We start from the raw sequence: 25895 nt of genomic DNA, 5'->3' as shown, positions 1-25895 counted from the left end.
TATCTAAAATCTTAAAATCTTACAGTCTTATAATCCAATAGGAAACCGATTCCAACGCCAACAGCATAGCAAACCAAATCACTCCACAGAAAACCCTGACCCAAGGCATAATGCCCCAAAGTCGTATTGCGTATTGACACGAGCCACGATGCATCCGACAATTGCTGCAGTTCGATTAAGTAGCAAATCACCAACGGCACTATGATTTTCTTTGAATGAACAAAATGGACGAAAAGCACACGACATCCAAAATACACCATCACGGCATATAAAACATCTCCGATAAACAAAGGGATAGAATCAATTTTTCGGGATAAAATCCCAATAAGCACTACAAATAAAGTGATTAAGAAATAAAAACTTCGATTGCGCCTCATAATTTATTCAGTAGGTTCAACAAAGTTCGATTACATATAAGATTCTCATTCAACATTTAACATACAGCATACAACATAAAACTAACAATCCGCCATGTTGACTGTAATAGCCAAGCCGCCCTCAGAGGTTTCTTTGTATTTTGAATTCATGTCTTGGGCCGTTTTCCACATGGTGTCAATGACTTTATCCAGCGGCACTTTGGCATTTTTGGCATCGGTTTCCATAGCGAGTTCAGCCGCGTTGATGGCTTTGATGGCGCCCATTGTATTGCGCTCAATACACGGAACTTGCACCAATCCGCCAATCGGATCACAGGTAAGCCCTAAGTGGTGTTCCATGGCAATTTCGGCGGCCATCAAAACTTGATCAGCAGTGCCGCCCATGACTTCGCATAAAGCAGCCGCAGCCATGGCTGATGATACGCCAATTTCGGCCTGGCAACCGCCCATAGCGGCTGAAATGGTAGAACCTTTTTTAAAGATGCTGCCAATTTCGCCGGCCACCATCAAAAATTGTTTGATTTCTTTTTCGCCGGCTTGGTGGTTTTCAATCACCATATAATACATGAGCACCGCCGGAATCACACCCGCACTTCCGTTGGTGGGCGCTGTTACTACTCGGCCCAAGGCTGCATTGACCTCGTTGACGGCCAAGGCAAAACACGAAACCCATTTGAGGATTTGGCGGAATTTAACTTCGGTTTTTCGAATGACTTCGAGCCATTCTTGCGGATTGTTATATGGCAATTCGCCGATGAGGTTTTGGTGCATATCAAAAGCGCGACGACGCACATTGAGCCCGCCGGGCAAAACGCCTTCGGTATGGCAACCAATATACATACATTCGAGCATGGTGTTCCAAACGCGCATGAGTTCTGAGCTGATTTCGGCTTCAGAGCGCATTGATTTTTCATTTTCTAAAACTATCTCAGAAATACTTTTGTTTTGGGTTTGGGTATATTTTAAAAGCTCGTCGGCATTTTGAATCGGAAACGGAAATGTGCGTTTGATTTCGACTTTCTTTTTGGCATTTGGACGGTCTTCTTTGACTACAAAACCGCCACCAATCGAGTAAAAGGTAGAGCTGTAGTTTTTTTCGTCTGAAAAATAAGCTGTAAATGTGAGCGCATTGGCATGAAACGGCAAAAAGTTTTTGTTGAATATGATGTTCTGTTCCGGGTTAAAATCAATATGGATTTCACCGCCCAAATGCAGTTGATGCTGGGTTTTGATGTGCGTAATAATGCCATCTATATTTTGCACCGGAATATATTCTGGGTCTTGACCGCTGAGTCCGAGCATGACGGCCAAATCTGTGGCGTGGCCTTTACCGGTGAGCGAAAGCGAGCCATACAAATCAACCTGAACTTTTTGGGTATGACTCAGTTGGTTTTGCTCGCGCAGTTCGCTCAAGAAACGTTCGGCGGCGCGCCAGGGCCCGAGGGTGTGTGAACTCGATGGTCCGACGCCAATTTTGAGCATGTCAAAAACTGAGATACATTCTTCCATAAAAAAGACGGTTTTGTTGGGTTGCGCTTGTGCGCCTTGTGCAAATATAATTGAATGCTTGAATAATGCGCAGAAACAATGTTGTGAAATTAAAGGATTTTGAATAGCGGTTTGGTTTTTTTGCTGATTTGATAATGCTTGAGCGTTGGCGTTGTGCGCGTTAGGGATGGCAGCCGGGTGCCGTGCACCGCGAACAGCCCGACCCGCAGCTGAAGGTTGTTGCTGTCAAATGGGTGGTTGGCGCGTAGGGGAACGCCCAAAAATGTCAAAAAAAATGACAGCTTGTCAGAGTTATGCATCAAAAACTGACAATCAAATAACGTCTGACCTCGTGGCATAAAGATTGACAACGGCGACTCAAGTTTTTAAAAAAACGAAACAAAAAGAACAAAAAATTAATACTATAAGAAATGGGTAAAATTATTGGAATTGACTTAGGAACCACCAACTCTTGTGTTTCTGTAATGGAAGGTAGCGAGGCAGTAGTGATTCCGAATTCAGAAGGAAAAAGAACCACACCGTCTATTATTGGTTTTGTAGAAGGTGGTGAAATTAAAGTGGGTGATCCGGCCAAAAGACAGGCAGTGACCAACCCAACCAAAACCATCGCATCAATCAAACGTTTTATGGGCCACAGTTTTGATGAAACCAAAGGTGAGGCAACGCGTGTTCCGTATAGCGTGGTTAAAGGCGACAACAACACACCGCGTGTAGATATTGACGGTCGTTTGTATACACCGCAAGAACTCTCTGCGATGACGTTGCAAAAAATGAAAAAAACGGCCGAAGACTATTTGGGTCAAAGCGTAACCGAAGCGGTCATTACCGTGCCGGCGTATTTTAACGATGCACAGCGTCAAGCTACTAAAGAAGCCGGAGAAATTGCAGGCTTAAAAGTGATGCGTATCATCAACGAGCCAACAGCTGCTGCGCTTGCTTATGGTTTGGACAAACAAGGTAAAGACCAAAAAATTGCTGTATACGATTTGGGTGGAGGTACGTTTGATATCTCAATCTTAGAATTGGGCGATGGTGTTTTTGAAGTATTGTCAACCAACGGTGACACGCACTTAGGGGGTGATGATTTTGACCAAACCGTTATTGATTGGTTGGCTGATGAATTCAAAGCCGAAGAGGGTATTGATTTGCGTCAAGATCCGATGTCGTTGCAACGTATTAAAGAAGCGGCTGAAAAAGCGAAGATTGAGTTGTCATCATCGGCTGAAACCGAAATCAACTTGCCTTATATTACGGCTACGGCTTCAGGACCCAAACACTTGGTGAAAAAATTGAGCCGTGCCAAATTTGAGCAATTGTCAGATGCACTCATCAAACGCTCGATGGAGCCGGTGGCTAAAGCTTTGCAAGATGCCGGTTTGTCAAAATCAGATATTGATGAAATCATCTTGGTAGGTGGTTCAACCCGTATGCCGCGTATTGCTGAAGAAGTTGAAAAGTTCTTTGGTAAAAAAGCTTCTAAAGGTGTAAACCCTGATGAGGTGGTAGCGATTGGTGCAGCCATTCAAGGTGGTGTATTGTCAGGCGATGTAAAAGATGTATTGCTTTTGGATGTAACGCCGCTTTCATTAGGTATTGAAACCATGGGCGGAGTGATGACCAAACTCATCGATGCCAACACGACCATTCCGACCAAAAAATCACAAGTATTCTCAACCGCTGTTGATTCGCAACCAAGCGTGGAGATTCACGTGTTGCAAGGTGAGCGCTCTATGGCCAATGACAACAAAACCATCGGACGTTTTCACTTAGACGGAATTCCGCCGGCCCCGAGAGGTGTTCCGCAAATTGAGGTAACTTTTGATATTGATGCCAATGGTATCATCAAAGTTTCGGCTACTGATAAAGGAACCGGAAAATCACATGACATTCGTATTGAAGCTTCTTCAGGATTGACTCCGGATGAAATTGAAAGAATGAAAAAAGAAGCCGAAGCCAATGCCGACAGCGATCGTATTGCGCGTGAAAAAGCCGAAAAACTCAACGAGGCGGATAGTATGATTTTCCAAACCGAGAATCAGCTTAAAGAATTAGGCGAGAAAATGCCCGCTGAGCACAAAGCATCGATTGAAGCGGCTTTAGAAGAGCTCAAAACAGCACACCAAAGCCAAGATTTAGCGGCGATTCAAAATGCATTAGACAAAATCAATGCGGCTTGGAAAACCGCTAGTGAGAATATGTATGCACAAGGCGCGCAAGGCGAACCGCAAGCAGCACAACCGCAGGCCGAAAACCAAGGTGATCAAGTGCAGGATGTAGATTACGAAGAAGTCAAGTAAGGCTTTTAGATTTATAAATACTAAAACCGGTTAAGAGATTATCCGGTTTTTTTATGATGCATCCCGAACCAGTGAAACTTTATTTTTTGTACTTTCCCGATTCAAAAATATTCTTATGAAAAAAGTATTGTTCTTCGTTTTGTGCGCTCTATTCGCACTTCCGCTGTCGGCACAGAAAAAAAAACCCGCCACAGCTAAATCAACGGCTGCCTTGGCCAAAGCTGAAAACTTGACGGTTGAGTTTATCAAAAATGAGCTTTATTTGTTTGTCAACGGAAAAGGGAAAAAAGACACCATCAAACTAAAATCGTATACCGAACCCGCCAAACCGGCCACGGCTTCGATTACCGCTTTTACGGCTAAAGGCGTCAAATTGCATTGCATTAGTTGGACCGAAAATACCTTGATACAAACCTCGGAACGCACCGAAGATAAAACAACGACCTATACCGAAATTTACAATTTAGCCAGCAAAGGCAAGGCGTTTTCAAATGCGCAAACCACCACCAAAATCAAAGAAATTCAGTATTTAGACAAACTCAAAAATGCCTCGCAAACCGTTGAGAAAAACCGCAGTGAAGGTTTGGCTTTTGCGTTGAACCCCAATGGCGATGTGAGTTTGAAAAACAAAAAAGAAGACAGAACGCTGATTTATAACGCATCGAGCAATATCTATCAGGACAGTAAAGATTTGAAGAAAAAGTAGTTGGGACACGCTGTGCTATAGACACGCTAACGCTCAGGACACGCTTTGCTACAGACACGGCTAACGCCTATAGATTGACAGATATTAAAATAAAAAAGAGGTTTCATAACGAAGCCTCTTTTTTAATTTATACGCAAACCATCTAAAGCCCGAAGGGCGTTTCTATAGCTCGCAGAGCGTGTCTGTAGCGCAGCGTGTCTTACTTCACCGTTATCTCAAAAATTTTATCCCAGTTTTTACCGGTTACAAAAATGGTTTTGGTTTTGGGGTTGTAGGCAATTCCGTTGAGCACTTCGGCTTCTTGGTTCTTGACTTGATTCCGCAAATCGGCTAAGTTCAAAACACCTTCAACCGCGCCGGTAGTTGGGTTGATCACCGCAATAGCATCTTTTTGCCAAATGTTGCCGTAGATTTTTCCGCCAATCCATTCGAGTTCGTTGATGCTTTTAATTTTGCTTGAATTAGTATAAACGTTGATGTAATCGGTCATCTTTTGCGTGGCCGGATCCATCTTCCAGATTTTTTCGGTTCCGTCTGATTGATAAATCATTTTGCCGTCATTGGTCATGCCCCAACCTTCAATCTTTTTGTCATAGGCAAATGATTTGAGTTGTTTGAGCGAGTTGGCATCGTAAATAAAACCAATGCCTGACTGCCAAGTCAACTGAAAAATCTGGTTGTTGATCACCGTAATACCTTCGCCAAAATATTGATTGTCCATATTGACTTGCTTGTAGATTTTGCCGGTTTTGTAGTCGTACTTTCTAAAATGCGACAAACCTTTTTGTCCGGTGCTCTCGAGCAAAGTATCGCGGTAAAATTCAAAACCTTCGGTAAAAGCCAATGTGTCGTGCGGATAAGTGCGCACCAATGAATAACTCAAAAGCTTGGGTTCAACGCCTGACATAAGCTCAACACGCGCGGTGGTTTCAGTATTTTCACCTTCAAAATAAATAGACGCTTTCAAGTTCTGGTAACCGAGTTTTCCGCCGCCCAAAGCCACCGACATTTTTTCGGAACCTTTTTTTGAACCTACTTTTATATCGTTGACATAATAAATAATACTGTCAATTTTTTTGTTTTGTGCATTGACAATCTCGAGCGATACTTGTTCGCCGGGCTGATAAGCCTCTTTAAAATTCTTGGTTTCAAATGAAAACAAACTTTCGTTGTTATTTTCTGAACCTTTACAGGCTACCAATAAAGCGCCTAACAAAATGGCTGGGAGCAGATTACGTTTTTTCATGAATTTAATTTAATCGCGAGCAAATATATTAATGATTTTTCAAGAGTTTTATTGCTTGCAAAAATATAAAAAGATTGTATATTTGCGGCGGCAAGTCCTACACGACCAGCTCCTGCAAAATCCTCCAGGATGGGAACATAGCAAAGGTATGCGGTTGTAGCGGTGCGATGTAGGTCGCTTGCCATTTTTTTATAAAAAAAAACAAAGGCTTCCTCAGGGAAGTTTTTTTATTTTTGGCAGGAGCTCATCCCGCTTTTCGCCTTTATCTTTTGCTTGCTCGCGCGCAAAAGGATATCGTCTTCAATCGGGGCTAGGGCAGTAGTTGAGATTTTAAGACTGTAGGACAATCAGACAGTAAGATTTTAAGAGAAAAGATGATTTGAAGATTTGAAGATTTGGAAATTTGAAAATTTGAAAATGAGATGATTCAACAAACAGAATGTTTCAACTAAACTTTTTAAACCTTTTCAACTTCCTAAACTTCCTTTCCAATCCACTACAAAAAATCCTATATTTACGCTCCGAATTCAAAAATAAAACTATGAAATCTATCCTAATCGCATTGCTGTTTACCGCAGCATCAACCATCGCTCAAACGGCTGATAAAGCCGCTTATCCTGAATTCAAAAAAGAGTTTGAAGCCTACCGCGATAATCCCGAAGTAGCCTCAGAAAACAGTACTTTAAAACCGGGTCCGTGTGGTCAGTACAATTTGCAGTATATGGTTACCACGCGTGGTGCTGAAGAACTCGTCAATACACCGCCACAAAAAAAGTTGTGTGCTGATATGAACCGTTTTGACAAAAGCAAAAACCCGAATGCACCTGCTGATTGGGAATATGAAATTAAACCCGTTGGCAGTAAATACTACACCATCACGGCCAGCAAAAAAGGCGCTGACGGAAAAGAAGTGTATTATTACGTTCGCAAAGAAGTTAAGTAGTTAAACAGCTGCTTTGTCTGTAGACCGCTGCGCTGTTAGACACGGCTGCGCTTATAGACCGTAAAAAGAATTTGAAAATGAGATAATTTGGAAATTTGGAAATTTGAAAATGAGATTATTCAACGAACAGAATGTTTCAACTAAACTTTTTAAACCTTTTACACTTCTTAAACTTTCATAAACAACCAAATTATGAGCAAAGTGGTTCTCATCACCGGCGCATCTTCCGGAATCGGTAAATCAATCGGTGCATTTTTGCACGAAAAAGGTTTTACCGTGTACGGCACCAGTCGCAAGCCTGAGCAAGTTTCAGGTTCGGTTTTCCCGTTGTTGGAACTTGATGTCACAAAGCCAGAATCCATAAGTGCTGCCGTGGCTTCGGTCATAGAGCGCTGCGGCCGATTAGATGTTTTGATCAACAACGCGGGTGTGGGCATTACCGGACCGCTTGAAGAAATCCCGACCCAAGAACTCAAAGCCCATTTTGATACTAATTTTTTTGGCCCGATTGAAGTAATGCGCGCCGTATTGCCGCAGATGCGCGCTCAAAAATCAGGGCTCATCATCAATATTACCTCGATTGCCGGATATATGGGCTTGCCGTATCGCAGCGCTTATTCGGCCTCTAAAGGCGCGTTGTATTTAATCACCGAAGCTTTGCGCATGGAAGTCAAAGCTTTTGGAATTCAAATTACCGATGTAGCCCCGGGTGATTTTGCCACCAATATTGCTGCCGGGCGCTATCATGCGCCGCTAGTGGCCGGTTCAGCCTATGAACAAAGCTACGGACAAACGCTGCAGATGATGAACGAGCATGTAGACCAAGGCAGCGATCCGCGTGAAATGGCCGTGGCTATTTATGAAATCATCCAGCAAAAACAACCCAAAGTGCATTACAAAGTGGGCGCTTTTATGCAGAAATTCTCTATTGTGCTCAAACGCATTTTGCCCGATACGGTTTATGAAAAACTACTCATGAACCATTATAAGCTATAATTTTAAAGGTTATTTTCTACAAAATTGCGGCAGTATTCTTTGATCTGATTCCGAACGGTTCTGAATTGATTTAAAATTTCATCTTCGGTTCCGGTGGCTTTGGCCGGATCCGCAAAATTGTGGTGAAGCTTGATGGCTTTACTTGGTATTATCGGACAACTTTCTCGGGCGTGATCGCAAACGGTAATAATCCAGTCAAAATTAATTTGAGCGTATTCATCTACATGATTTGAAGTATGCATAGAGATATCAACACCATCTTCAGCCATCACCAAAATAGCTTTCGGATTGACTCCGTGGGTTTGAATTCCGGCGCTGTAAATGTTGGCTTTGTTGCCCGCAAAATAACGAAGATAACCTTCGGCTATTTGACTTCGGCAACTGTTTCCGGTGCAGAGAACTAAAATATTTTTCATTTATACCAATAGCCAAATTATATTCATCAGACAAAATTTAGGGTCAAACCCAAAGATAAGTTGCAAGACAACCACCGCCATTGTGATGATGATTGCCTTTTTGTATTGCTGAAAAAACTTAACAACAAGCTGCATCTGGCGAACAACATGAAGTTTTAACTTTGGTTTCAGGCATTTGTTCGGCAGAAATTCCGCAATGATCTTGGGCCAAACAAGCCGTGTTTTTGGGTTGTAAGATAAATGTACCGCCCGCAAAATCTAAATCATAGCGACCGATGGTATCTGATTGATATTCGACTTCAACTGATGCGTCTTCAAGCGATAAAGCTTTTTCTGACAATGAAATAATGTCTTTCATTTTTTGTGGTTTGAGTCGATGATCAAAATCACGCGCGGTCCATAGTTGGAAGTTGATGATTTTTTCTTCGCGGATGGTTCCGCCGCAATCGATGAATTTTTTGGTAATCGCTCCAATTTCGGTAATGTGAAAATGTTCGGGAACCTTTGTTCCATCGGTCAATTCAAAATGAACTTGTTCAACTGAATCGAGTATTTGTTTTACTTGTGATAGTTTCATGATAATCTATAATTTATATTAACAACAATTATTTTTCTTTTGTTCGAGTTGCTGGCTTACGGCCGCAAAATAGTTCTGCAAAACTTCGAGCGCCGGCTCGTTGATGCAATAACAAATAGCGGTTCCTTCAATACTTCCTTTGATGAGGCCGGCTGTTTTGAGTTCTTTGAGGTGTTGCGAAACCGTAGGCTGGGCAAGGGGCAATACATTGACAATGTCACCGCAAATACAGGTGTTCACACTCATCAGATATTCAATAATGGCCACACGCGCCGGATGCGCTAAGGCTTTGGCCAATGCGGCTATTTGATTTTGACGTTCGGTAAAATGTTCGGTTTTGGACGCGCCCATGATTTGTATTTTAATATTGCAATATTACGATAAATAGAATAGCCGCTCGTTTTTTGAATGTTAAATTTTTGAATAAAACAGACAACGATTAATTTGAGACATTTTAAACACAGATATCTTTTTAAAAATCTGTTGGCAGCACGATACAATTGAGTATTTTTGTGGCGCGTTAAGGACAGCAGCGGATATCCTTTTGAGCGACGAGCGAAAAAGATAGCAGCGTATGGCCTGACCCGCAGCCCATCGAGTAGTTCGAGCATTTACCAAAACGAATGAGTGCCGAGATGGCGCAGGGAAACGCCCAAAAACAAAAGACTTTTAAAACTAAGCATATGAAATTTTTTATTGACACGGCCAATTTGAACGACATTCGCGAGGCAGAAGCGCTCGGAATTTTAGACGGAGTGACCACCAATCCGTCGCTGATGGCCAAAGAGGGAATTACCGGTAAAAACAATATTTTGAAGCATTATGTAGACATCTGTAATATTGTAACAGGCGATGTAAGCGCTGAAGTAATTGCGACTGATTTGGAAGGAATGATCCGCGAAGGCGAGGAATTGGCTGATTTGCACGAGCAAATTGTGGTGAAATTGCCGATGACCAAGGAAGGCGTAAAAGCATGTAAATATTTTTCAGATAAAGGCATCAAAACCAATGTAACTTTGGTGTTTTCGGCAGGTCAGGCTTTGTTGGCTGCCAAAGCCGGAGCTACTTATGTTTCGCCGTTTATTGGTCGTTTAGATGATGTGTCTACCGATGGTATGGCGCTCATTGAAGAAATCAGATTGATTTATGACAACTACGGTTTTGAAACCGAAATTTTGGCGGCATCGGTGCGTCATACGATGCATATTGTGAATTGTGCTAAGTTGGGTGCTGATGTGATGACCGGACCGCTTTCGGCGATTTTAGGTTTGCTCAAACATCCGCTGACTGATAATGGTTTGGCGCAGTTCTTGGCTGATTATGCCAAAGGAAATCAATAAGAATAATGATTGAAAATATAAAACGGCTTCCAGAAAAGGAGCCGTTTTTTTATTGAAGTTTAAAAAGTTTAAGAAGTTGAAAAGGTTTAAGAAGTTTAGTTGAAGCATTCTGTTATATGCATCTCATTTCCAAATTTTCAAATCATCTCATTTTCAAATTCTCTTTTGTCTAACAGCGCAGCGGTCTTTTAAAGTTCTTTCTCAAAATTTACATCAAACAAATTGGTAAATGCATTTTTGATTTTACCGTTTTGATCGAGCACAATGGTGCGATGCACTTTCATGATGGCCCATTTTGATTTAAGGTCTTCAAAGTTGGCGGCGCGCAGTTCAATAACGCCATTGAATTTGTTTTTTTCGAGCAGTGATTTCCAGCGCTTGTGGTCTTTGTCAAGGCAAATTCCGATGAATTGATAATCAGGATGGGCTGCTTTGAGCGTTGCTATTTTTTTGTGCACTGCGCTCATGTGTGATGACAAATGTTCTGTCCACAAAAACACCACACTTTTTTGTTTCGGGAAACTTTCAGGTAAAACCAATTTATCGTTTTGGTCAATCAAATCAACATTGGGCAGCGCGTTGCCTAATTTGAGCGTTTGAATGGCGTTGCCGATTTTGAGGATTTCGTTTTTCTTACTTTTATCTGTAGAATATTTGTGATAAGTATCTAAAAATATTTTGTTGTTGACCATGTTTTGATCTTCAAGCAAATAGGTAAAAGCAATGTTGTTTAAAACCGTGTTTTTGACTGTTTTATTTTTGATGAGCGTATCGGCAATATTGAGTTTGTTGATGTTGGTGCGTAAAGCCATATCTACCGGCGTATAGTGATTGTGGTAATGAATGGCCGAAACATTGTTGAGCATGTGTGTTAAGTAATTGACGAAAGGCGAATAAGTAGTCAGTTTTTCGTCGTTGAAGTTGATCTGCTTTCGATAGCTGTAGAAATCTTTGGGTAATTTTTCAACGATGTCTTCACCGGTTCTGAATTGATGTGCCATCGGATAGATTTCTTTTTTGGAATAATGAAAGAAATCAAGTGCGGCTTGGGCATACACATCAAAATCATCGCTCCATTTAATAGCTCCTTTCTTGGTTTGATAAAAGCGTTTTTTGGCTTGATAGGATGAATCTATATTTTTTTCAAAAGCCGGAATATCATAATCAAAAACGTCAAAAAGCTTTCCGCGGTCTTCTTCGTTTTTGACATACATTTCCATCAAAAAGTTGTTTTTTTGATCACCACGTCCACAGAAAATAATCGAGTTGTCAAAATCCTGAGCATTCATGCGCACCATGATGCTGTCGTTTTTATCAAAGTAAACGTATTGATATTCGGGTTCGTTTTTGAAGGTATATAAACCCGGAGCAAGTGAATCAAATTTAATAAAGAAACGATTGTTTTTGTCAATTTTGACGCTGTCAATCACTTCGTTGTCTTTGCAGAACAATACATACGGATTACTGGGATTGGTTACTTCTCCACCAAAATAGGCTGTAAAATTATCTTCTTTGAATTGCTTGTTGCATGAATACAGCAGAGCCACTAATGATGAAGAAACTAGTACTAAAGTATGTATTTTTTTCAGACGCATCTAATGAAAACTAGTCGACAAAAATATTTAGTTGGGCTGAGTTTTACTGTTAAGGCATCGTTAAATAAGAATCGTTTAATTTATTGGTCATAAGCCTAAGAAATGCCTAGATTTTTTTATACTTTTGCGCAAATTTTTTAAAACCAGAATTCATGTTAACAGTTAATAATTTATCGGTTCAATTCGGTAAAAGAGTTTTGTTTGACGAGGTAAATACAACCTTCTCACACGGAAACATCTACGGAGTGATCGGTGCCAACGGAGCCGGAAAATCTACTTTCCTCAAAATCATTTCAGGCGAGATGGATGCAACTTCAGGCCATGTTCACCTAGAGCCGGGAAAACGCATGTCCGTGCTCAACCAAAACCACAACATGTTTGATGAATTCACGGTTTTAGAAACGGTCATGATGGGCAACAAAGTCCTCTATGCCGTGAAAAAAGAAATGGACGCTTTGTATTTAGATTACAACGATTCAAACGCCGACAGAATTGGTGAACTTCAGGTGCAATTTGAAGAAATGAACGGATGGAACGCCGATTCAGAAGCGGCAGCCTTGTTATCAAACTTAGGCATTACCGAAGATTTGCACTATATGAACATGAGCGACTTAGATGGTAAGCTTAAAGTTCGCGTATTGTTAGCACAAGCTTTGTTCGGAAATCCGGATGTATTGATTATGGATGAGCCGACCAATGATTTGGATTTAGAAACTATTACTTGGCTTGAAAACTTTTTGGCCAATTATGAGAATACCGTGATTGTGGTATCGCACGACCGTCACTTTTTGGATGCGGTTTGTACACACATTTCAGATATTGACTTCGGAAAAATCAACCACTATTCTGGGAACTACACTTTTTGGTATGAATCCAGCCAACTAGCAGCCAAACAGCGCGCGCAACAAAACAAAAAAGCCGAAGAGAAAAAAGCCGAACTCGAAGAATTCATCCGTCGTTTTAGCGCCAACGTAGCCAAATCTAAGCAAGCTACCTCGCGTAAAAAAATGATTGAAAAACTCAACATAGCCGATATCAAACCGTCATCGCGCAGATATCCGGCCATTATTTTTGACCAAGAACGCGAAGCTGGTGATCAGATTTTGAACATTTCAGGATTGGCAGCATCTATTGAAGGTGATACTTTGTTTACCAACGTTGATTTGAATATGAACAAAGGCGACAAGATTGTTTTGTTTTCAAAAGACTCGCGTGCAACCACTGCTTTTTATGAAATCCTCAACGGAAGACAAACCGCCGATGCCGGAAAATTTGACTGGGGCATCACGACCAATCAAGCTTATTTGCCGGTAGAGAACCACGAATATTTCGAGAATGATTTATCGCTTGTAGATTGGTTGCGCCAATGGGCCAAAACCGAAGAAGAGCGCGAAGAAGTAAACATCCGCGGCTTTTTAGGCAAGATGATTTTCTCGGGCGAAGAAGCGCTCAAAACCGCACGCGTACTTTCGGGTGGTGAAAAAGTGCGTTGTATGTTATCGCGCATGATGATGGAGCGCGCCAATGTATTGATGTTGGATGAACCCACGAATCACCTCGATTTGGAATCCATCACGGCGTTCAATAACTCACTCAAAAACTTCAAAGGTTCGGTGATTTTTACCACGCATGACCACGAGTTTGCACAAACGGTCGGCAATAGAGTAGTAGAGCTTACGCCAACAGGGGTAATTGATCGCTACATGACTTTTGACGATTATTTAGATGATGATAAAATTCAAGAACTCAGAAAGAAAATGTATACCGTATAATATGAAGCTCCCGTTTTTTAGCGGGAGTTTTTATTTTAATTCGATGGATAAAAATTGTACTTTTACACGCGCAACAACACAACAACCATGAGTCAAAAACTTTTGCTCAGCCCGCGCGAGGTTAACATTATCTTGCATCGATTGGCCTGTCAGCTTATCGAGAATCACCTTGATTTTTCGCAGACAGTTTTGGTCGGGATTCAGCCACGCGGTATTTATTTGGCTGAGCGTCTCAAAAAATTATTGCAATCTGAATACGGAATCAAAAAGGTTCCTTTGGGGTATTTGGACATTACTTTTTTTAGAGATGATTTTCGTCAACATGCGCCATCTTTTGAGGCTAGTGAAACCCGCATTGATTTTTTGGTCGATGACAAAAAAGTAGTTTTTATTGATGATGTGTTGTACACCGGACGAAGCATTCGCTCGGCACTCACAGCTATTCAATCATTCGGGCGTCCGACTGCGATAGAACTTTTGGTGCTGATTGATCGTCGATTTAGTCGTCATTTGCCTATTCAACCTGATTATTATGGTCGTCAGGTAGATGCCATCAATGATGAAAAAGTGCGCGTTCATTGGCAAGAAGTGCAAAATGAAGATGCCGTTTACCTCATTTCTAAAAACAATCCGCAGCCATGAGTGAATTAAGTGTCCAACATTTATTGGGAATCAAGTATCTGCAACCTTCAGATATAGAACTTATTTTTGAAACGGCTGCTCACTTTAAAGAAGTCATCAATCGTCCGATTAAAAAAGTACCTTCATTACGTGATACCACTATTGCCAACATCTTTTTTGAAAACAGTACGCGTACAAAATTGTCGTTTGAACTCGCCCAGAAAAGGCTTTCGGCGGATGTGATTAGTTTTTCGGCGGCACAATCATCCGTTAAAAAAGGCGAAACATTAATCGATACGGTCAACAATATTTTGGCGATGAAAGTTGATATGGTTGTGATGCGACATGCACATCCGGGCGCCGCTTTGTTTTTGTCTCAAAACGTCAAAGCCAGTATCATCAATGCCGGTGACGGAGCGCACGAGCACCCAACGCAAGGTTTACTCGACAGTTTTACACTTAGAGAAAAACTCGGAGATTTGGCTGGGAAGAAAGTGGTCATTGTTGGCGATATTTTGCATTCAAGAGTGGCGTTGTCTAATATTTATGCATTGCAGATGTTGGGCGCTGAAGTTAAAGTTTGCGGACCCAAAACACTTATTCCGCGCTATGTTGCATCTTTAGGTGTTCAGGTAGAATCTGATCTACGAAAAGCACTCAATTGGTGTGATGCGGCCAATATGTTGCGTGTGCAAAATGAGCGTATGGATGTGAGTTATTTTCCGTCAACGCGTGAATACGTGCAGCGTTATGGTGTTGATAAGTCATTACTCGAATCACTCGACAAAGAAATTGTCATCATGCATCCGGGGCCGATTAATCGTGGGGTTGAAATTACTAGTGAAGTGGCCGATTCGCATCAGTCGGTGATTTTGGATCAGGTTGAAAATGGCGTCGCGATTCGCATGGCCGTGATCTATTTGTTGGCTGCTAAAATTCAGTGATTCACCTGTAAAAAATCCTCCGAAAAACTGTACCTTAGCCATCGATTTTAATTTCTATTTCTTATGAAAGTCGATCAAAAAGGCCACACTACAATCATCAAAGATACCCAGGGTGATTTGACTTCTTTTTTGGCCAAAGTAACGCACGAGCACAAAAGTTTTGAAAAGCAAAATATCATTCTTGATTTATTGGCTTACACCAATTTGGCAGTAGCCCGTGTGAATGATTTTGCCGATTTGTCCAAGTTGCATCTCAAAGGAAAAAAATCATTTGTTGTCGTGGCCGATTGCGATGATTTTAACGCCGTCAAAAATAAACTCACGGTCGTTCCTACTTTGCTCGAAGCGCATGATATGATTGAAATGGAAGAAATTGAGCGCGATTTAGGCTTTTAAAATGTCAATGAATCTAACCATATTGGGCTGTTATGCGGCCACCCCGCGCACGTTGACGCATCCGACTTCGCAAGTTTTAGAAATGCGCAATGAGCTTTTTTTGATCGATTGCGGCGAAGGAACACAAGTTGAATTGCGCAGACATAAAATCAAGTTTTCTAAAATCAACCATATTTTTATTTCGCATTTGCACGGTGACCATTTTTATGGATTGATTGGCTTGATATCCACTTTTATGTTGTTCAATCGCGTAAATGATTTGCACATCTACGGCCCAAAAGGCATTAAAGAAGTGATTGTGCTTCAGTTGCGGTTGTCGAATTCATGGGTGAGTTATGGTTTGTTTTTTCATGAATTAGAATCAAATCAAAGCGAATTGATTTTTGAAGATGATAAAGTTACAGTACATACTATTCCGCTCAAACATCGCGTGTATACCAACGGATTTTTATTCCGCGAAAAGCCCGCTGAACGCAAACTTAATTTTGAGGCGGTCAAAGAACATCGTATAGAGACTTGTTATTTTCAGAAAATCAAAAACGGTCATGATTTGACTTTAGACGACGGCACAGTATTGCGCAATGAGACTTTGACTTTTGATCCGCCGGCGCCCAAGAGCTATGCTTTTTGTTCAGATACGGTTTATGACGAAGATTTAATTACTTATGTAAAAGGTGTTGATGTGTTGTATCACGAATCAACTTTTTTGAACTCGGAAGAAGAATTAGGTGCTAAAACCATGCACAGTACGGCGGCTCAGGCGGCTCAAATAGCTCAAGCAGCGGGTGTAGGACAACTGGTTTTAGGGCATTATTCAACGCGTTATGAAAGTATTGAGCGTTTTAAAGATGAGGCGAAACCTATTTTTGAAAATGTTTTGTTGGGTGATGATGGCGTTTTTTTTGAATTTTAATTTTCTTTTGATCTAAATATTTTGTTATGAATGATTTGAGTGATTTTCGAAAATCGTATGAGAAAAGTGAATTGTTAGAGCACATGATTCCGGAAGATCCGATGAATTTGTTTCACCGATGGTTTTGTGAAGTCAAAGATTTCGGTGGAGTAGATGAAGTCAATGCAATGACGGTTTCAACAATCGGATTGGATGGTTTTCCGAAAGCGCGTGTGGTTTTGCTCAAACAATACAACGAAGAAGGTTTTATTTTTTATACCAACTATCATTCAGAAAAGGGTAGGGCTATAGCCAAAAATCCGCAGTTGTGTCTTTCTTTTTTCTGGCCATCCATAGAACGCCAAATCATTATAAAAGGAATGGCTGAGCCAACTTCAAAAGATGTTTCAGACAATTATTTCGCATCACGCCCTAAAGGAAGTCAGCTGGGCGCAGTGGTTTCAGATCAGTCTGAGGTGATTCCAAATCGGAATTATTTAGAAAATAAGTTGCATCAGCTTGAAATTGATACTGAAAACACAGAAGTGAATCGTCCGGAGCATTGGGGCGGATATTTAGTCAAGCCCATTTCGGTTGAATTCTGGCAAGGTCGACCGAATCGTTTGCATGACCGAATAAGATATAACTTACAAGATGAATATTCATGGGCGATTGACCGATTGGCACCTTAGAAATAGGCACAAATTTTTTATAAGATCACTTAGTTGGTCTTTTTTTATTCTTAAATTCAATTATTGTAAGAAAAATACATATTAAAAATTCAATATTGTGTATTTCATCGATTTTATTTGTTACTTAAACGATGTTTGATGTAGTATTGCTGAACCAAATCTAACGAACACGTTCTTAATAACAAAAAAACATATTTAAAGAAGTTTGCCCCACAATCTACTTTAAACTTAAAACCTACTAGTCATGAAAACATCTCTACTCAGAGCATTGGTGCCGGTGGCATTCATGTTCACAATGATTTCTTGCTCTTCAAACGATTCTGAAGATAGCTCTGCTGTTGCCAAACCTGAATTGGTTCAGAGCTATGACTACAATGTTGACGAATTAGAGTTAGCTGATTTAATCAATCAGCACCGCGTTAGCATAGGTTTAAACCCGCTTGAATTAATTAACCACGTTTCTTACAAATCTGAAGAACACACTCAGTATATGATTGCTAAAAAAGTAGTTAATCATGATTTATTTGCTGCCCGTTCTGAAAACATTATTGAAGTTTTAGGCGCTGTGAAAGTGAATGAAAATGTGGCTTACAATTTTATGTCTCCAGCTGGGGCACTCAACGCATGGCTAAGAAGCCCTGGGCACAAAGCCAACATTGAAGGCAGTTTCACACATTTTGGCATAGCCATCAAAGAAGATCCAACTACCGGTAGAAAATACTATACTAATATTTTCATTAAAAAATAAATTAAAATTGAGTTTAATTTAATTATGTTTTGTTTTGACACTAAAGCCACCTTCACGGGTGGTTTTTTTATTTTATCTCATTTTTAGAATTGAACTTGTTTGTTATTGGCATCTATACGAGCAGTTATATTGATTAATATAGTTAGTTGGATCATATTTAAAATCAATTGGAGTCTTGAGCTGTAACAAAGTTTACTATATCATTAAAATCGTCTGTTGTCATTTCAGTCTTTTTCTTTTATATCAATTCAATAAACTTAACTTTGGAATGTTTTTAATTTGTAAACCTAATTATGAAGTTTCATCGCTTGTTTTTTTTAGTTGTTATATCCATGATGTCTTTTCAAACTTTATGTGCGCAACAAAATAAAACACAGAAAGATACCGCCAAGGTATACAGAGCCATTGAGCAATATTCTAAAAAGCGAAAGTTTACCAGTTATTTGCATCGACTAATTTTTGAGCCATTGTCAAAGCCAAAAGTTAAATCAACCAGCAAACCAATCAAGAAACAAAACCTTAAAAAACTTGAAGGAAAAATAATTAGAAAGATATACATTAAAACCTTGGATCCATTTGGTTATTCAGTGAGTGATACAGCACAAAAGCCGCGTAAAAGAATACTCAAAGCAGGAAACGCTTTACACATGAAAACGCGTGATTTTGCTATTCATAATTTATTGATGATTAAAGAAAATGAACCGCTTGATTCTTTGCTTTTAAGAGAATCTGAGCGATTGATTCGTCGTCAAAGATATATTCGAAGTGTAGCTGTTATTGTGCAACGGGTTTCTAAAAAGTCGGATTCAGTTGATGTTTATATTAGAGCCCTTGATGCATGGAGTTTAGTTCCAGAAATGAATTTGACAACTTCAAAGTCTGTTTTTACCGTCAAAGAGCGAAATTTTTTAGGAACCGGACATGAGTTTTCTAATACTTATACCAAAGATTTAACAAGTAGTAATGATGGTTTTGGAGCAAGTTATACAGTTCCGAATATTAAAAATACTTTTATTACAACAACAGTTAAGTATGATCTTGATTTAAAACGAAATTATATCAAGTCAATCAATGTTGAAAGACCATTTTATTCACCTTTTGCTCGCTGGGCAGCCGGTGTATATTTAGATCAAAAGTTTGAGCGAATTTTACCAGTTGATACACCAACAGCTACAGAAGCTATAGGCTCAAAATATGAATCACAAGATGTATGGGCCGGTCACTCAACGCCCATATTTACTGAGAATACTGATCATAATAGGAATACAAACATCATTGCCACGGCGCGTTTTTTTAATAGGAAATATTCAGAAAAACCAGTGATCGGTCAAGATGTTTTAGGTGTATATTCGGCAGAGAAACTCTATTTATTTAGTCTTGGAATCTCTTCGCGAAAATACCTTCAAGAAAAGTATGTATTTAATTTTGATGTGGTTGAAGACATTGCCACCGGTTTTGTCTATTCAGTAACCAGCGGATTGCAAAATAAGAACGCTCAAGATCGGATTTATTTCGGAGCTAAAATTGCTTTCGGAAATTATTATAGTTTTGGTTATATAGCTACTGATTTTGAGTATGGTACATTTATTAATAAACACGTTACCGAACAGAGTGCCTATAATTTTAGTGTAACCTATTTTACGAATTTGATTGATTCAAGACGTTGGAAGTTTCGTCAGTTTGTTAGGCCGCGCGCAGTGATTGGAACCAAACGAATTGACTCAAATACCGATAGATTATCGCTCAACGGTGAAACTGGAATTTCAGGATTTAACAGCAATCAACTATACGGAACCAAAAAGCTATTGCTTACTTTTCAGATGCAAGGTTATTCGCCTTGGCAATTGGTTGGTTTTCGCTTGAACCCTTATTTGAGTTATACCATGGGAATGCTTGGACAAGCTGACACAGGGTTTAGTAGAAGTCAGTTGTTTTCTGAATTTGGTGTGGGGTTGATTATTAGTAATGATTATTGGGTGTTCAGTAATTTTCAGGTTTCATTTTCCTATTTTCCGACTTTACCCGATGATATGACAGCACCATTCAAAACAAATTCATTGCGCACGTATAATTTTGGATTGCAAGACTTTGAAATGAACAAACCTAATTTGGTTAATTATCAGTAGATATTTATGGACATTTATTTAGATAATCCAATAGGGTTAATGCTATTGGTAATTGTTTTTAACTAGACAATTTTTTTATTCTACTTTTACAGCGTTTTTTTTAATATGAATAGTAGTTACAGATTATATTTTAGTTTACTGTTTTTAGTATTACTATCACAGTTATCATGGTCTCAGATTCCTTCGGGTTATTATGATAGTGCTAATGGGCTTAGTGGTGAAACCTTGCGAACTGAACTTAAGACCATCATTAGTAATGGCCATATAAAATTGCCTTATACCAGTACCAGTTTTGATACTTGGGATGCGTATCAATATACTGATGTTCGACCTGCATCTCCAAACATTATTTGGGATATGTACAGCGATAGACCAAGTAGTTCACCAGCCTATACTTATACTTTGTTTACATCGCAATGCGGAACATCAGCAGCCGAAGGCGATTGTTATTCAAGAGAACATTGTTTTCCTAAGTCGTGGTGGGGTGGAGCTGATAATGCGACCAATCCACAGTATACTGATTTGCATCATTTATTTCCGGCAGATCAGTATGTGAACAACAAAAAAAATAATTATCCCATTGGCAAAGTAAACCCTACAGCCGTTTCTTGGACATCAACCAACGGAAGCAAAGTTGGTAATTGTGGAATTACAGGATATACGGGTTTTGTCTTTGAACCCATCGATGAATACAAGGGTGATTTTGCCCGAGCTTATTTGTATATTATTACTCGTTATAAGGATCAGGTTAGCAGTTGGGTGTCGGCTAATTCAACTATGCAAATAGCTGATTTAATAACCGGTAATCAGTATAAATCATGGTTTTTAAATATGCTCATAGATTGGAGTACCAACGACCCGGTTAGTGCCAAAGAGATATCCCGTAACAATGCAATATATTATCAAACGCCGCAACACAATCGAAATCCTTTTGTAGACCATCCTGAATATGTATCAGCTATTTGGGGTACACCTTTATCTGTATCTGCTCCTGTGGCTACAGCAGCTACAAGCGTTAGTTCTTCTGCTTTTACAGCAAATTGGAATACGGTTGCAAATGCTACTGATGGATATTTACTAGATGTGAGTACCCATCCAAATTTTTCGATTGCCAACCCTCAGTTTACCAATGATTTGCTTTTTTCTGAGTATGTTGAAGGCTCAGGCTCTAATAAGTATATTGAAATTTACAACGGAACAGGCGCTTCGGTAAACTTAAGTGATTATAGATTGCAACTTTTTCTCAACGGTGCCACAAATGCTTCTTTTTCAAATCAGTTGAGTGGGACATTACCACACGGTTCAACGGTTGTTTATAAAAACATCAATACCAATCTATATACAGGTCAGACAACAGGATTAAGCAATTTTGATTTTAATGGCGATGACGCAATTGCTTTGTACAAGATTTCTACAGCTTCGTATGTTGATATTTTTGGTAGAATTGGCGAAGACCCCGGAACTGCATGGACCAGTAGCACATTTACAACTTTAGATAAAACGCTCACCCGTTTGCCATCAATAACTTCAGGAATAACTGTTAATCCCACAACTGGTTTCCCAAGCTTATCAACCCAATGGCTAGTTTCGGATGTTGATGATGTTTCTGATTTGGGAACACATTCGTTCAATAATAACAATTTGATTGATTCATTTGTACCCGGTTATCAAGGAAAAGTTATATCAGGACAAGCGACCAACAATACAATCGTTTCAGGATTAGCTCCGAGTACTATTTATTATTATCGCTTACGTGCCAAGAATGGTTCAACAATCTCGGCCAATTCAAATATCATTGCAACATCATGCTCTTCATTGATTACACCAACTTTTGATCAAGTAGCTGTAAGTTGTTCTGGTTCGACTATAGCTGCTTTGCCAACCACATCTCTGAACGGCTTTAGCGGAACCTGGTCACCGCCAATTAATAATACTGTTACAACAACTTACACGTTTACGCCTAATGTTGGTCAATGCGCGAGTTCAACAACAATGACAATAACAATTGGCTGTGGCGCACTAGTGAATTTAAAAGTTGATATACAAGGTTACTATAATGTAAACACAAATTTAATGGACCCTGTTTTATTAAATCAAAATGTCAGTTCTAATAATACAGATGTTGCTCAGATTGAAGTTTCATTATTTAGTCCGATTAATTTTAGTAAAGTTGATACCTGTATTGCAACCTTAAAAACCGACGGAACCGCTGTTTGTACATTTAATACAGCACCTAGCGGATCTTATTATATTGTTATTGAAGGAAATAACTTTATCAGAACATGGAGTGCTAGTCCGCAATTGATTGGCAACACACCGTTAAATTATGATTTTACCGCTTCAAGTTCAATGGCATTTGGCAACAATATGGCAGAAGTTCAATCAGGAATTTGGGCTTTATATTCAGGAGATATCAACCAAGACTCAGTTATCGATTCAACTGATTATGTTTTATGGGAAACCAGATACAATGATTTCGCATTTGGTCAAGAAGATGCTGATATCAGTGGTGACGGTATAGTTGATTCAAGTGACTATGTTATTTGGGAAACCAACTACATGGATTTTATAATGGAAATAATTCCTGACGGGTTTTAATCAAAATATCTTCTTTTTTAATTTTCTTGAGGCCCTATTATATGCAGTTTTTGCCAATTTCTATCAAATAACCCTATTATATTTCTGTAAGATTATTTTTATAAGCAAAATTACTTCATCGAGCTTTTGCAGCACCACAACGAATAGGTAAACTTTTGTGTCAGCTATGTTTAATGCTTGACTTACGTTTGTCATGTAAATACTAGAAACCCCAAAACTACTACTTTACATGAAAAAACTATTTGCTTACATATTAGCCAGTGGCTTATCTTGTGCGATGAATGCACAAACAATTTCAATTCCTGATGCGAATTTTAAAAATCGCTTACTTGAGAATGGTCTTATTGACCTTGATGGTGACGGTGAAATTCAGCTTGAAGAAGCTCTGTACATTCAGTATCTCGATTTGTCAAATGCCAATATTCAATCGCTTGAAGGTATCCAGCAATTCATTAATCTAAGAGAACTCAATTGTGAAAACAACCAAATAGATCAGCTACCGCTTACTACTTTAGGTTATTTGAAGCGTTTGAATTGTAATAACAACAACATCAGTTCTCTTGATTTTGATACATCAACACTTCAGGAATTGCGTTGTGCGCACAATCAAATCTCTGCTGTAAATGTAGGCACGGGAACTTTAGAATTAGATTTGTCTTATAATCAAATTACTCAGCTTAATCTTCCCGCTACAGCAAATTATGCTTATTTAAATATCTCCGGAAATTTATATTCAACACTACAAATTCAGCAACTTAGGTTAGAAAATTTCTATTGTGAAGATACACAATTAACAGCATTAGACTTATCGCAAACTTTGCAATTGGGTGAGACTATTTCAATCAGAAACAATCCAAATTTACAGTCGCTTAATATTAAAAATAATCGATTTGATTTTTGTGATGTTATGGGCGGCGGATGCCATTTTTACTTGGCTTTAACCGGAAATCCTTCACTGACCAATGTTTGTTTAGATACTTTTGAACACGATGGAGTTAGCGGATTAAACGAACTCGATTTTTTTCAAACACAATACAACTTGGTGAATGTTAGCTTTAATGAAAATTGCGGCGGAAGCCCATCGCCGGAGCTTACCATTAATGATTTGACCAAAAATATTCAATGGTATCCTAATCCGGTGCAAAACATCTTAAATATTGAATCAAAAAATAACGCTTCATTATTTTCGGTTCAAGTATATAATTTAATGGGGCAAAAAGTATTAGTGCAAAACTTAAACATGTCTGATAAATCTACTATTGATTTTTCTTCATTAAACACGGGAACTTATTTGCTTGAAATTGTTTCTGAACAAGGAACTACAACTAGTAAAATCATCAAACTTTAAAAATACAAAACATTTTCGGGGGAAAATGGGAACCACTTCGGCAACGGGGTGGTTTTTTATTTTAAACCCTTTTAAAAAACAAAAGTCTATGAACAGAATTAACCGCTAGCTCTCTTAATTATGACCTTTAAACCGTTCTTTTTAAATCTGTTTTTTGTTCTTTTAACAACCCTCACAAAAGCGCAAGAAAAATCAATTATCTTGGGAAAACCCACCAACAATTCAGTAACTGCGAGTATTCTTTTTGATCAGAATGTTGATTTTTATCTTGAATACGGCACACAAAGTACCCAATACAATCTCGTAACCAATCAGCAATCAAATCTGGCCAACGTGCCTGACGAAATTGAGCTGAACAATCTCAATCCGAATACGCGTTATTTCTACCGAATGAAATACAAACCAACGAGTAGTTCAACTTTTTTCAATACTCCCGAATATACTTTTCATACCCAACGAGCGCCGGGTAGTAATTTTACCTTTACAATTGAAGCTGACGAACACTTATATGACATCAAAGGAAATCGCGATATGTATCAAGTTACCTTAGCCAATGAGCTGGCGGACCAACCTGATTTTATGCTTTCATTAGGCGATATTTTTGGCGATGATCATACGCCCACAACCACAACGAGCGCTGATATGGATGCCTTACACAAAGATTACCGACAATACTTGGGGCAAATATGTCATTCTGTTCCGTTTTATGTATGCCTCGGAAACCACGAAGGCGAAAATGATTATTATATGGCGCAAACACCACCCAACAATATAGCCGTTTGGGGCACTTTATGGCGTAAATATTATTATCCAAATCCGAGCCCAAATAGCTTTTATTCTGGGAATACGACTATTGAAAACTTTGGGATAGAAAGTCCTGAAAACTATTATGCTTGGCAATGGGGCGATGCTTTGTTTGTGGTTTTAGATGTTTACCGAACCTCTTCTTATACTACTTTGAGTGATAAACCGCAAAATTGGAATTGGACGCTGGGATATCAGCAATATCTCTGGATGCGCAATGTATTAGAGAATTCAACAGCCACCCACAAATTTGTTTTTGCGCATCACACCCGCGGACAAGGACGTGGAGGCATCGCAACAGCCACTCAATTTGAATGGGGCGGATATCAAGGCACCGGTAATAATTACCAGTTTGATGCCAACAGACCCGGTTGGGGCAAACCGATTCAGAAAGTTTTTGAAGATAGCGGAGTAGATATTTTCTTTCAAGGACATGATCATTTATTTGCCAAAGAAGTGCTCAATAATGTGGTTTATCAAGAAGTTCCGATGCCCAGCGACATCACTTATCAAATTGGGTATACTGCCAACGCCGACGCCTACACAGATGTGGTTTTAGACGGAACAGGACACATTCGCGTGCAAGTAACTCCTGATTGCGTAACCGTTGATTATGTTAAAGCCTATATACCGGGAACAACAGGTTCTGCTGGTCATACCAATGGTGAAATTGGTTATTCTTACAGCCTAGGCAATTGTGCGCTGGCCAACAACACTTTTGAATCAGAAAAAAATTGGACGGTTTATCCGAATCCGGCTAATAATTTCATCAACATATCAACAAATCAAAATACCCAAACGCATCTATATTCATTGTATAATATGGTCGGACAAAAAGTAGCTGCGTTCGATACCAATACATTTGAAACTTCACATTTGCCCAATGGCGTTTATTTCTTAAAAGCAGATGATACAAAGTTTGAAACCCAAAAAATAATCATCAAACATTAAG

At 39.4% G+C, this 25895-nt stretch carries 23 protein-coding genes and 1 other RNA gene; 17 read left to right on the top strand and 7 right to left on the bottom strand.

Annotated features, from left to right (window positions below):
* Positions 1 to 11: 11 nt before the first annotated feature.
* Together KIH23_RS10515 and KIH23_RS10510 are read right to left on the bottom strand one after the other, a co-directional pair.
* A complete protein-coding gene (locus KIH23_RS10515; RefSeq protein WP_213213448.1) occupies positions 12 to 377 on the bottom strand; it encodes a DUF2809 domain-containing protein in 366 nt (121 codons plus the stop codon).
* 81 nt (positions 378 to 458) lie between these two features.
* On the bottom strand, positions 459 to 1886 hold the full coding sequence (locus KIH23_RS10510) for an L-serine ammonia-lyase (protein WP_213213447.1): 1428 nt from the start codon (positions 1884 to 1886) through the stop codon (positions 459 to 461).
* A gap of 410 nt (positions 1887 to 2296) precedes the next feature.
* Here KIH23_RS10510 and dnaK point away from each other — a divergent pair, with 410 nt between their 5' ends.
* Both dnaK and KIH23_RS10500 read left to right on the top strand, forming a co-directional pair.
* Positions 2297 to 4183: a molecular chaperone DnaK gene (gene dnaK / locus KIH23_RS10505; protein WP_213213446.1), complete on the top strand. Its 1887-nt coding sequence runs from the start codon at positions 2297 to 2299 to the stop codon at positions 4181 to 4183.
* Positions 4184 to 4298: 115 nt separating this feature from the next.
* Complete coding sequence (locus KIH23_RS10500) at positions 4299 to 4889, top strand: hypothetical protein (protein WP_213213445.1); 591 nt, start codon at positions 4299 to 4301, stop codon at positions 4887 to 4889.
* 199 nt (positions 4890 to 5088) lie between these two features.
* On the opposite strand, the gene KIH23_RS10495 is transcribed toward KIH23_RS10500, so the two are convergent.
* Entirely contained in the window at positions 5089 to 6135 is a 1047-nt protein-coding gene (locus tag KIH23_RS10495; RefSeq protein ID WP_213213444.1) for a glutaminyl-peptide cyclotransferase, read from the bottom strand.
* A gap of 88 nt (positions 6136 to 6223) precedes the next feature.
* Here KIH23_RS10495 and ffs point away from each other — a divergent pair.
* The 3 genes from ffs (at position 6224) to KIH23_RS10480 (ending at position 8074) form a co-directional block, all read left to right on the top strand.
* Positions 6224 to 6322, top strand: an RNA gene (gene ffs, locus KIH23_RS10490) — signal recognition particle sRNA small type.
* Positions 6323 to 6676: 354 nt separating this feature from the next.
* Entirely contained in the window at positions 6677 to 7078 is a 402-nt protein-coding gene (locus tag KIH23_RS10485; protein WP_213213443.1) for a hypothetical protein, read from the top strand.
* Positions 7079 to 7270: 192 nt separating this feature from the next.
* Positions 7271 to 8074 (top strand): SDR family oxidoreductase, encoded by an 804-nt coding sequence (locus tag KIH23_RS10480; protein ID WP_213213442.1) that lies wholly within the window; start codon positions 7271 to 7273, stop codon positions 8072 to 8074.
* Between the two features lie 2 nt (positions 8075 to 8076).
* Here KIH23_RS10480 and KIH23_RS10475 read toward each other — a convergent pair whose 3' ends face one another.
* The 3 genes from KIH23_RS10475 to KIH23_RS10465 form a co-directional block, all read right to left on the bottom strand.
* Complete coding sequence (locus KIH23_RS10475; protein WP_213213441.1) at positions 8077 to 8490, bottom strand: arsenate reductase ArsC; 414 nt, start codon at positions 8488 to 8490, stop codon at positions 8077 to 8079.
* A 118-nt stretch (positions 8491 to 8608) separates the two neighbouring features.
* Entirely contained in the window at positions 8609 to 9067 is a 459-nt protein-coding gene (locus KIH23_RS10470) for a DUF6428 family protein (protein ID WP_213213440.1), read from the bottom strand.
* An 18-nt stretch (positions 9068 to 9085) separates the two neighbouring features.
* Complete coding sequence (locus KIH23_RS10465) at positions 9086 to 9418, bottom strand: ArsR/SmtB family transcription factor (protein WP_213213439.1); 333 nt, start codon at positions 9416 to 9418, stop codon at positions 9086 to 9088.
* A gap of 332 nt (positions 9419 to 9750) precedes the next feature.
* Here KIH23_RS10465 and fsa point away from each other — a divergent pair, with 332 nt between their 5' ends.
* Positions 9751 to 10407, top strand: a complete 657-nt coding sequence (gene fsa / locus KIH23_RS10460) for a fructose-6-phosphate aldolase (protein ID WP_213213438.1) — start codon at positions 9751 to 9753, stop codon at positions 10405 to 10407.
* 188 nt (positions 10408 to 10595) lie between these two features.
* Here the strand turns inward: fsa and KIH23_RS10455 are convergent, their stop codons facing one another.
* A complete protein-coding gene (locus KIH23_RS10455) occupies positions 10596 to 12002 on the bottom strand; it encodes a TlpA family protein disulfide reductase (RefSeq protein WP_213213437.1) in 1407 nt (468 codons plus the stop codon).
* A 152-nt stretch (positions 12003 to 12154) separates the two neighbouring features.
* Between KIH23_RS10455 and KIH23_RS10450 the strand changes: the two genes are divergently transcribed.
* The 11 genes from KIH23_RS10450 to KIH23_RS10400 all read left to right on the top strand — a co-directional run bounded on the left by KIH23_RS10450 (position 12155) and on the right by KIH23_RS10400 (position 25894).
* Positions 12155 to 13774, top strand: a complete 1620-nt coding sequence (locus KIH23_RS10450; RefSeq protein WP_213213436.1) for an ABC-F family ATP-binding cassette domain-containing protein — start codon at positions 12155 to 12157, stop codon at positions 13772 to 13774.
* Between the two features lie 87 nt (positions 13775 to 13861).
* Positions 13862 to 14416: a bifunctional pyr operon transcriptional regulator/uracil phosphoribosyltransferase PyrR gene (gene pyrR / locus KIH23_RS10445; protein WP_213213435.1), complete on the top strand. Its 555-nt coding sequence runs from the start codon at positions 13862 to 13864 to the stop codon at positions 14414 to 14416.
* Positions 14413 to 15339, top strand: a complete 927-nt coding sequence (locus KIH23_RS10440; protein WP_213213434.1) for an aspartate carbamoyltransferase catalytic subunit — start codon at positions 14413 to 14415, stop codon at positions 15337 to 15339. Before pyrR ends, KIH23_RS10440 begins: the two co-directional genes overlap by 4 nt.
* Before the next feature lie 63 nt (positions 15340 to 15402).
* A complete protein-coding gene (locus KIH23_RS10435) occupies positions 15403 to 15735 on the top strand; it encodes a ribonuclease Z (RefSeq protein WP_213213433.1) in 333 nt (110 codons plus the stop codon).
* 7 nt (positions 15736 to 15742) lie between these two features.
* Positions 15743 to 16648 (top strand): ribonuclease Z, encoded by a 906-nt coding sequence (locus tag KIH23_RS10430; protein WP_213213432.1) that lies wholly within the window; start codon positions 15743 to 15745, stop codon positions 16646 to 16648.
* Between the two features lie 26 nt (positions 16649 to 16674).
* The gene (pdxH, locus tag KIH23_RS10425) at positions 16675 to 17319 is read left to right on the top strand and encodes a pyridoxamine 5'-phosphate oxidase (protein ID WP_213213431.1); all 645 of its coding nucleotides are present in this window, start codon (positions 16675 to 16677) and stop codon (positions 17317 to 17319) included.
* 244 nt (positions 17320 to 17563) lie between these two features.
* Positions 17564 to 18067, top strand: a complete 504-nt coding sequence (locus tag KIH23_RS10420; RefSeq protein ID WP_213213430.1) for a CAP domain-containing protein — start codon at positions 17564 to 17566, stop codon at positions 18065 to 18067.
* A gap of 293 nt (positions 18068 to 18360) precedes the next feature.
* Positions 18361 to 20193, top strand: a complete 1833-nt coding sequence (locus tag KIH23_RS10415; protein ID WP_213213429.1) for a hypothetical protein — start codon at positions 18361 to 18363, stop codon at positions 20191 to 20193.
* Between the two features lie 105 nt (positions 20194 to 20298).
* A complete protein-coding gene (locus KIH23_RS10410; protein ID WP_213213428.1) occupies positions 20299 to 22791 on the top strand; it encodes an endonuclease in 2493 nt (830 codons plus the stop codon).
* A 229-nt stretch (positions 22792 to 23020) separates the two neighbouring features.
* Complete coding sequence (locus KIH23_RS10405) at positions 23021 to 24139, top strand: T9SS type A sorting domain-containing protein (RefSeq protein ID WP_213213427.1); 1119 nt, start codon at positions 23021 to 23023, stop codon at positions 24137 to 24139.
* Positions 24140 to 24340: 201 nt separating this feature from the next.
* The gene (locus KIH23_RS10400) at positions 24341 to 25894 is read left to right on the top strand and encodes a T9SS type A sorting domain-containing protein (protein ID WP_213213426.1); all 1554 of its coding nucleotides are present in this window, start codon (positions 24341 to 24343) and stop codon (positions 25892 to 25894) included.
* Position 25895 lies beyond the last annotated feature (1 nt).

Source organism: Flavobacterium sp. CYK-55, from assembly GCF_018413465.1.
In the GTDB taxonomy this organism is placed as follows: Bacteria; Bacteroidota; Bacteroidia; order Flavobacteriales; family Flavobacteriaceae; genus Flavobacterium.
Note: the sequence above shows the minus strand (reverse complement) of the source record. Positions and strands in the feature narration are given on the sequence as shown.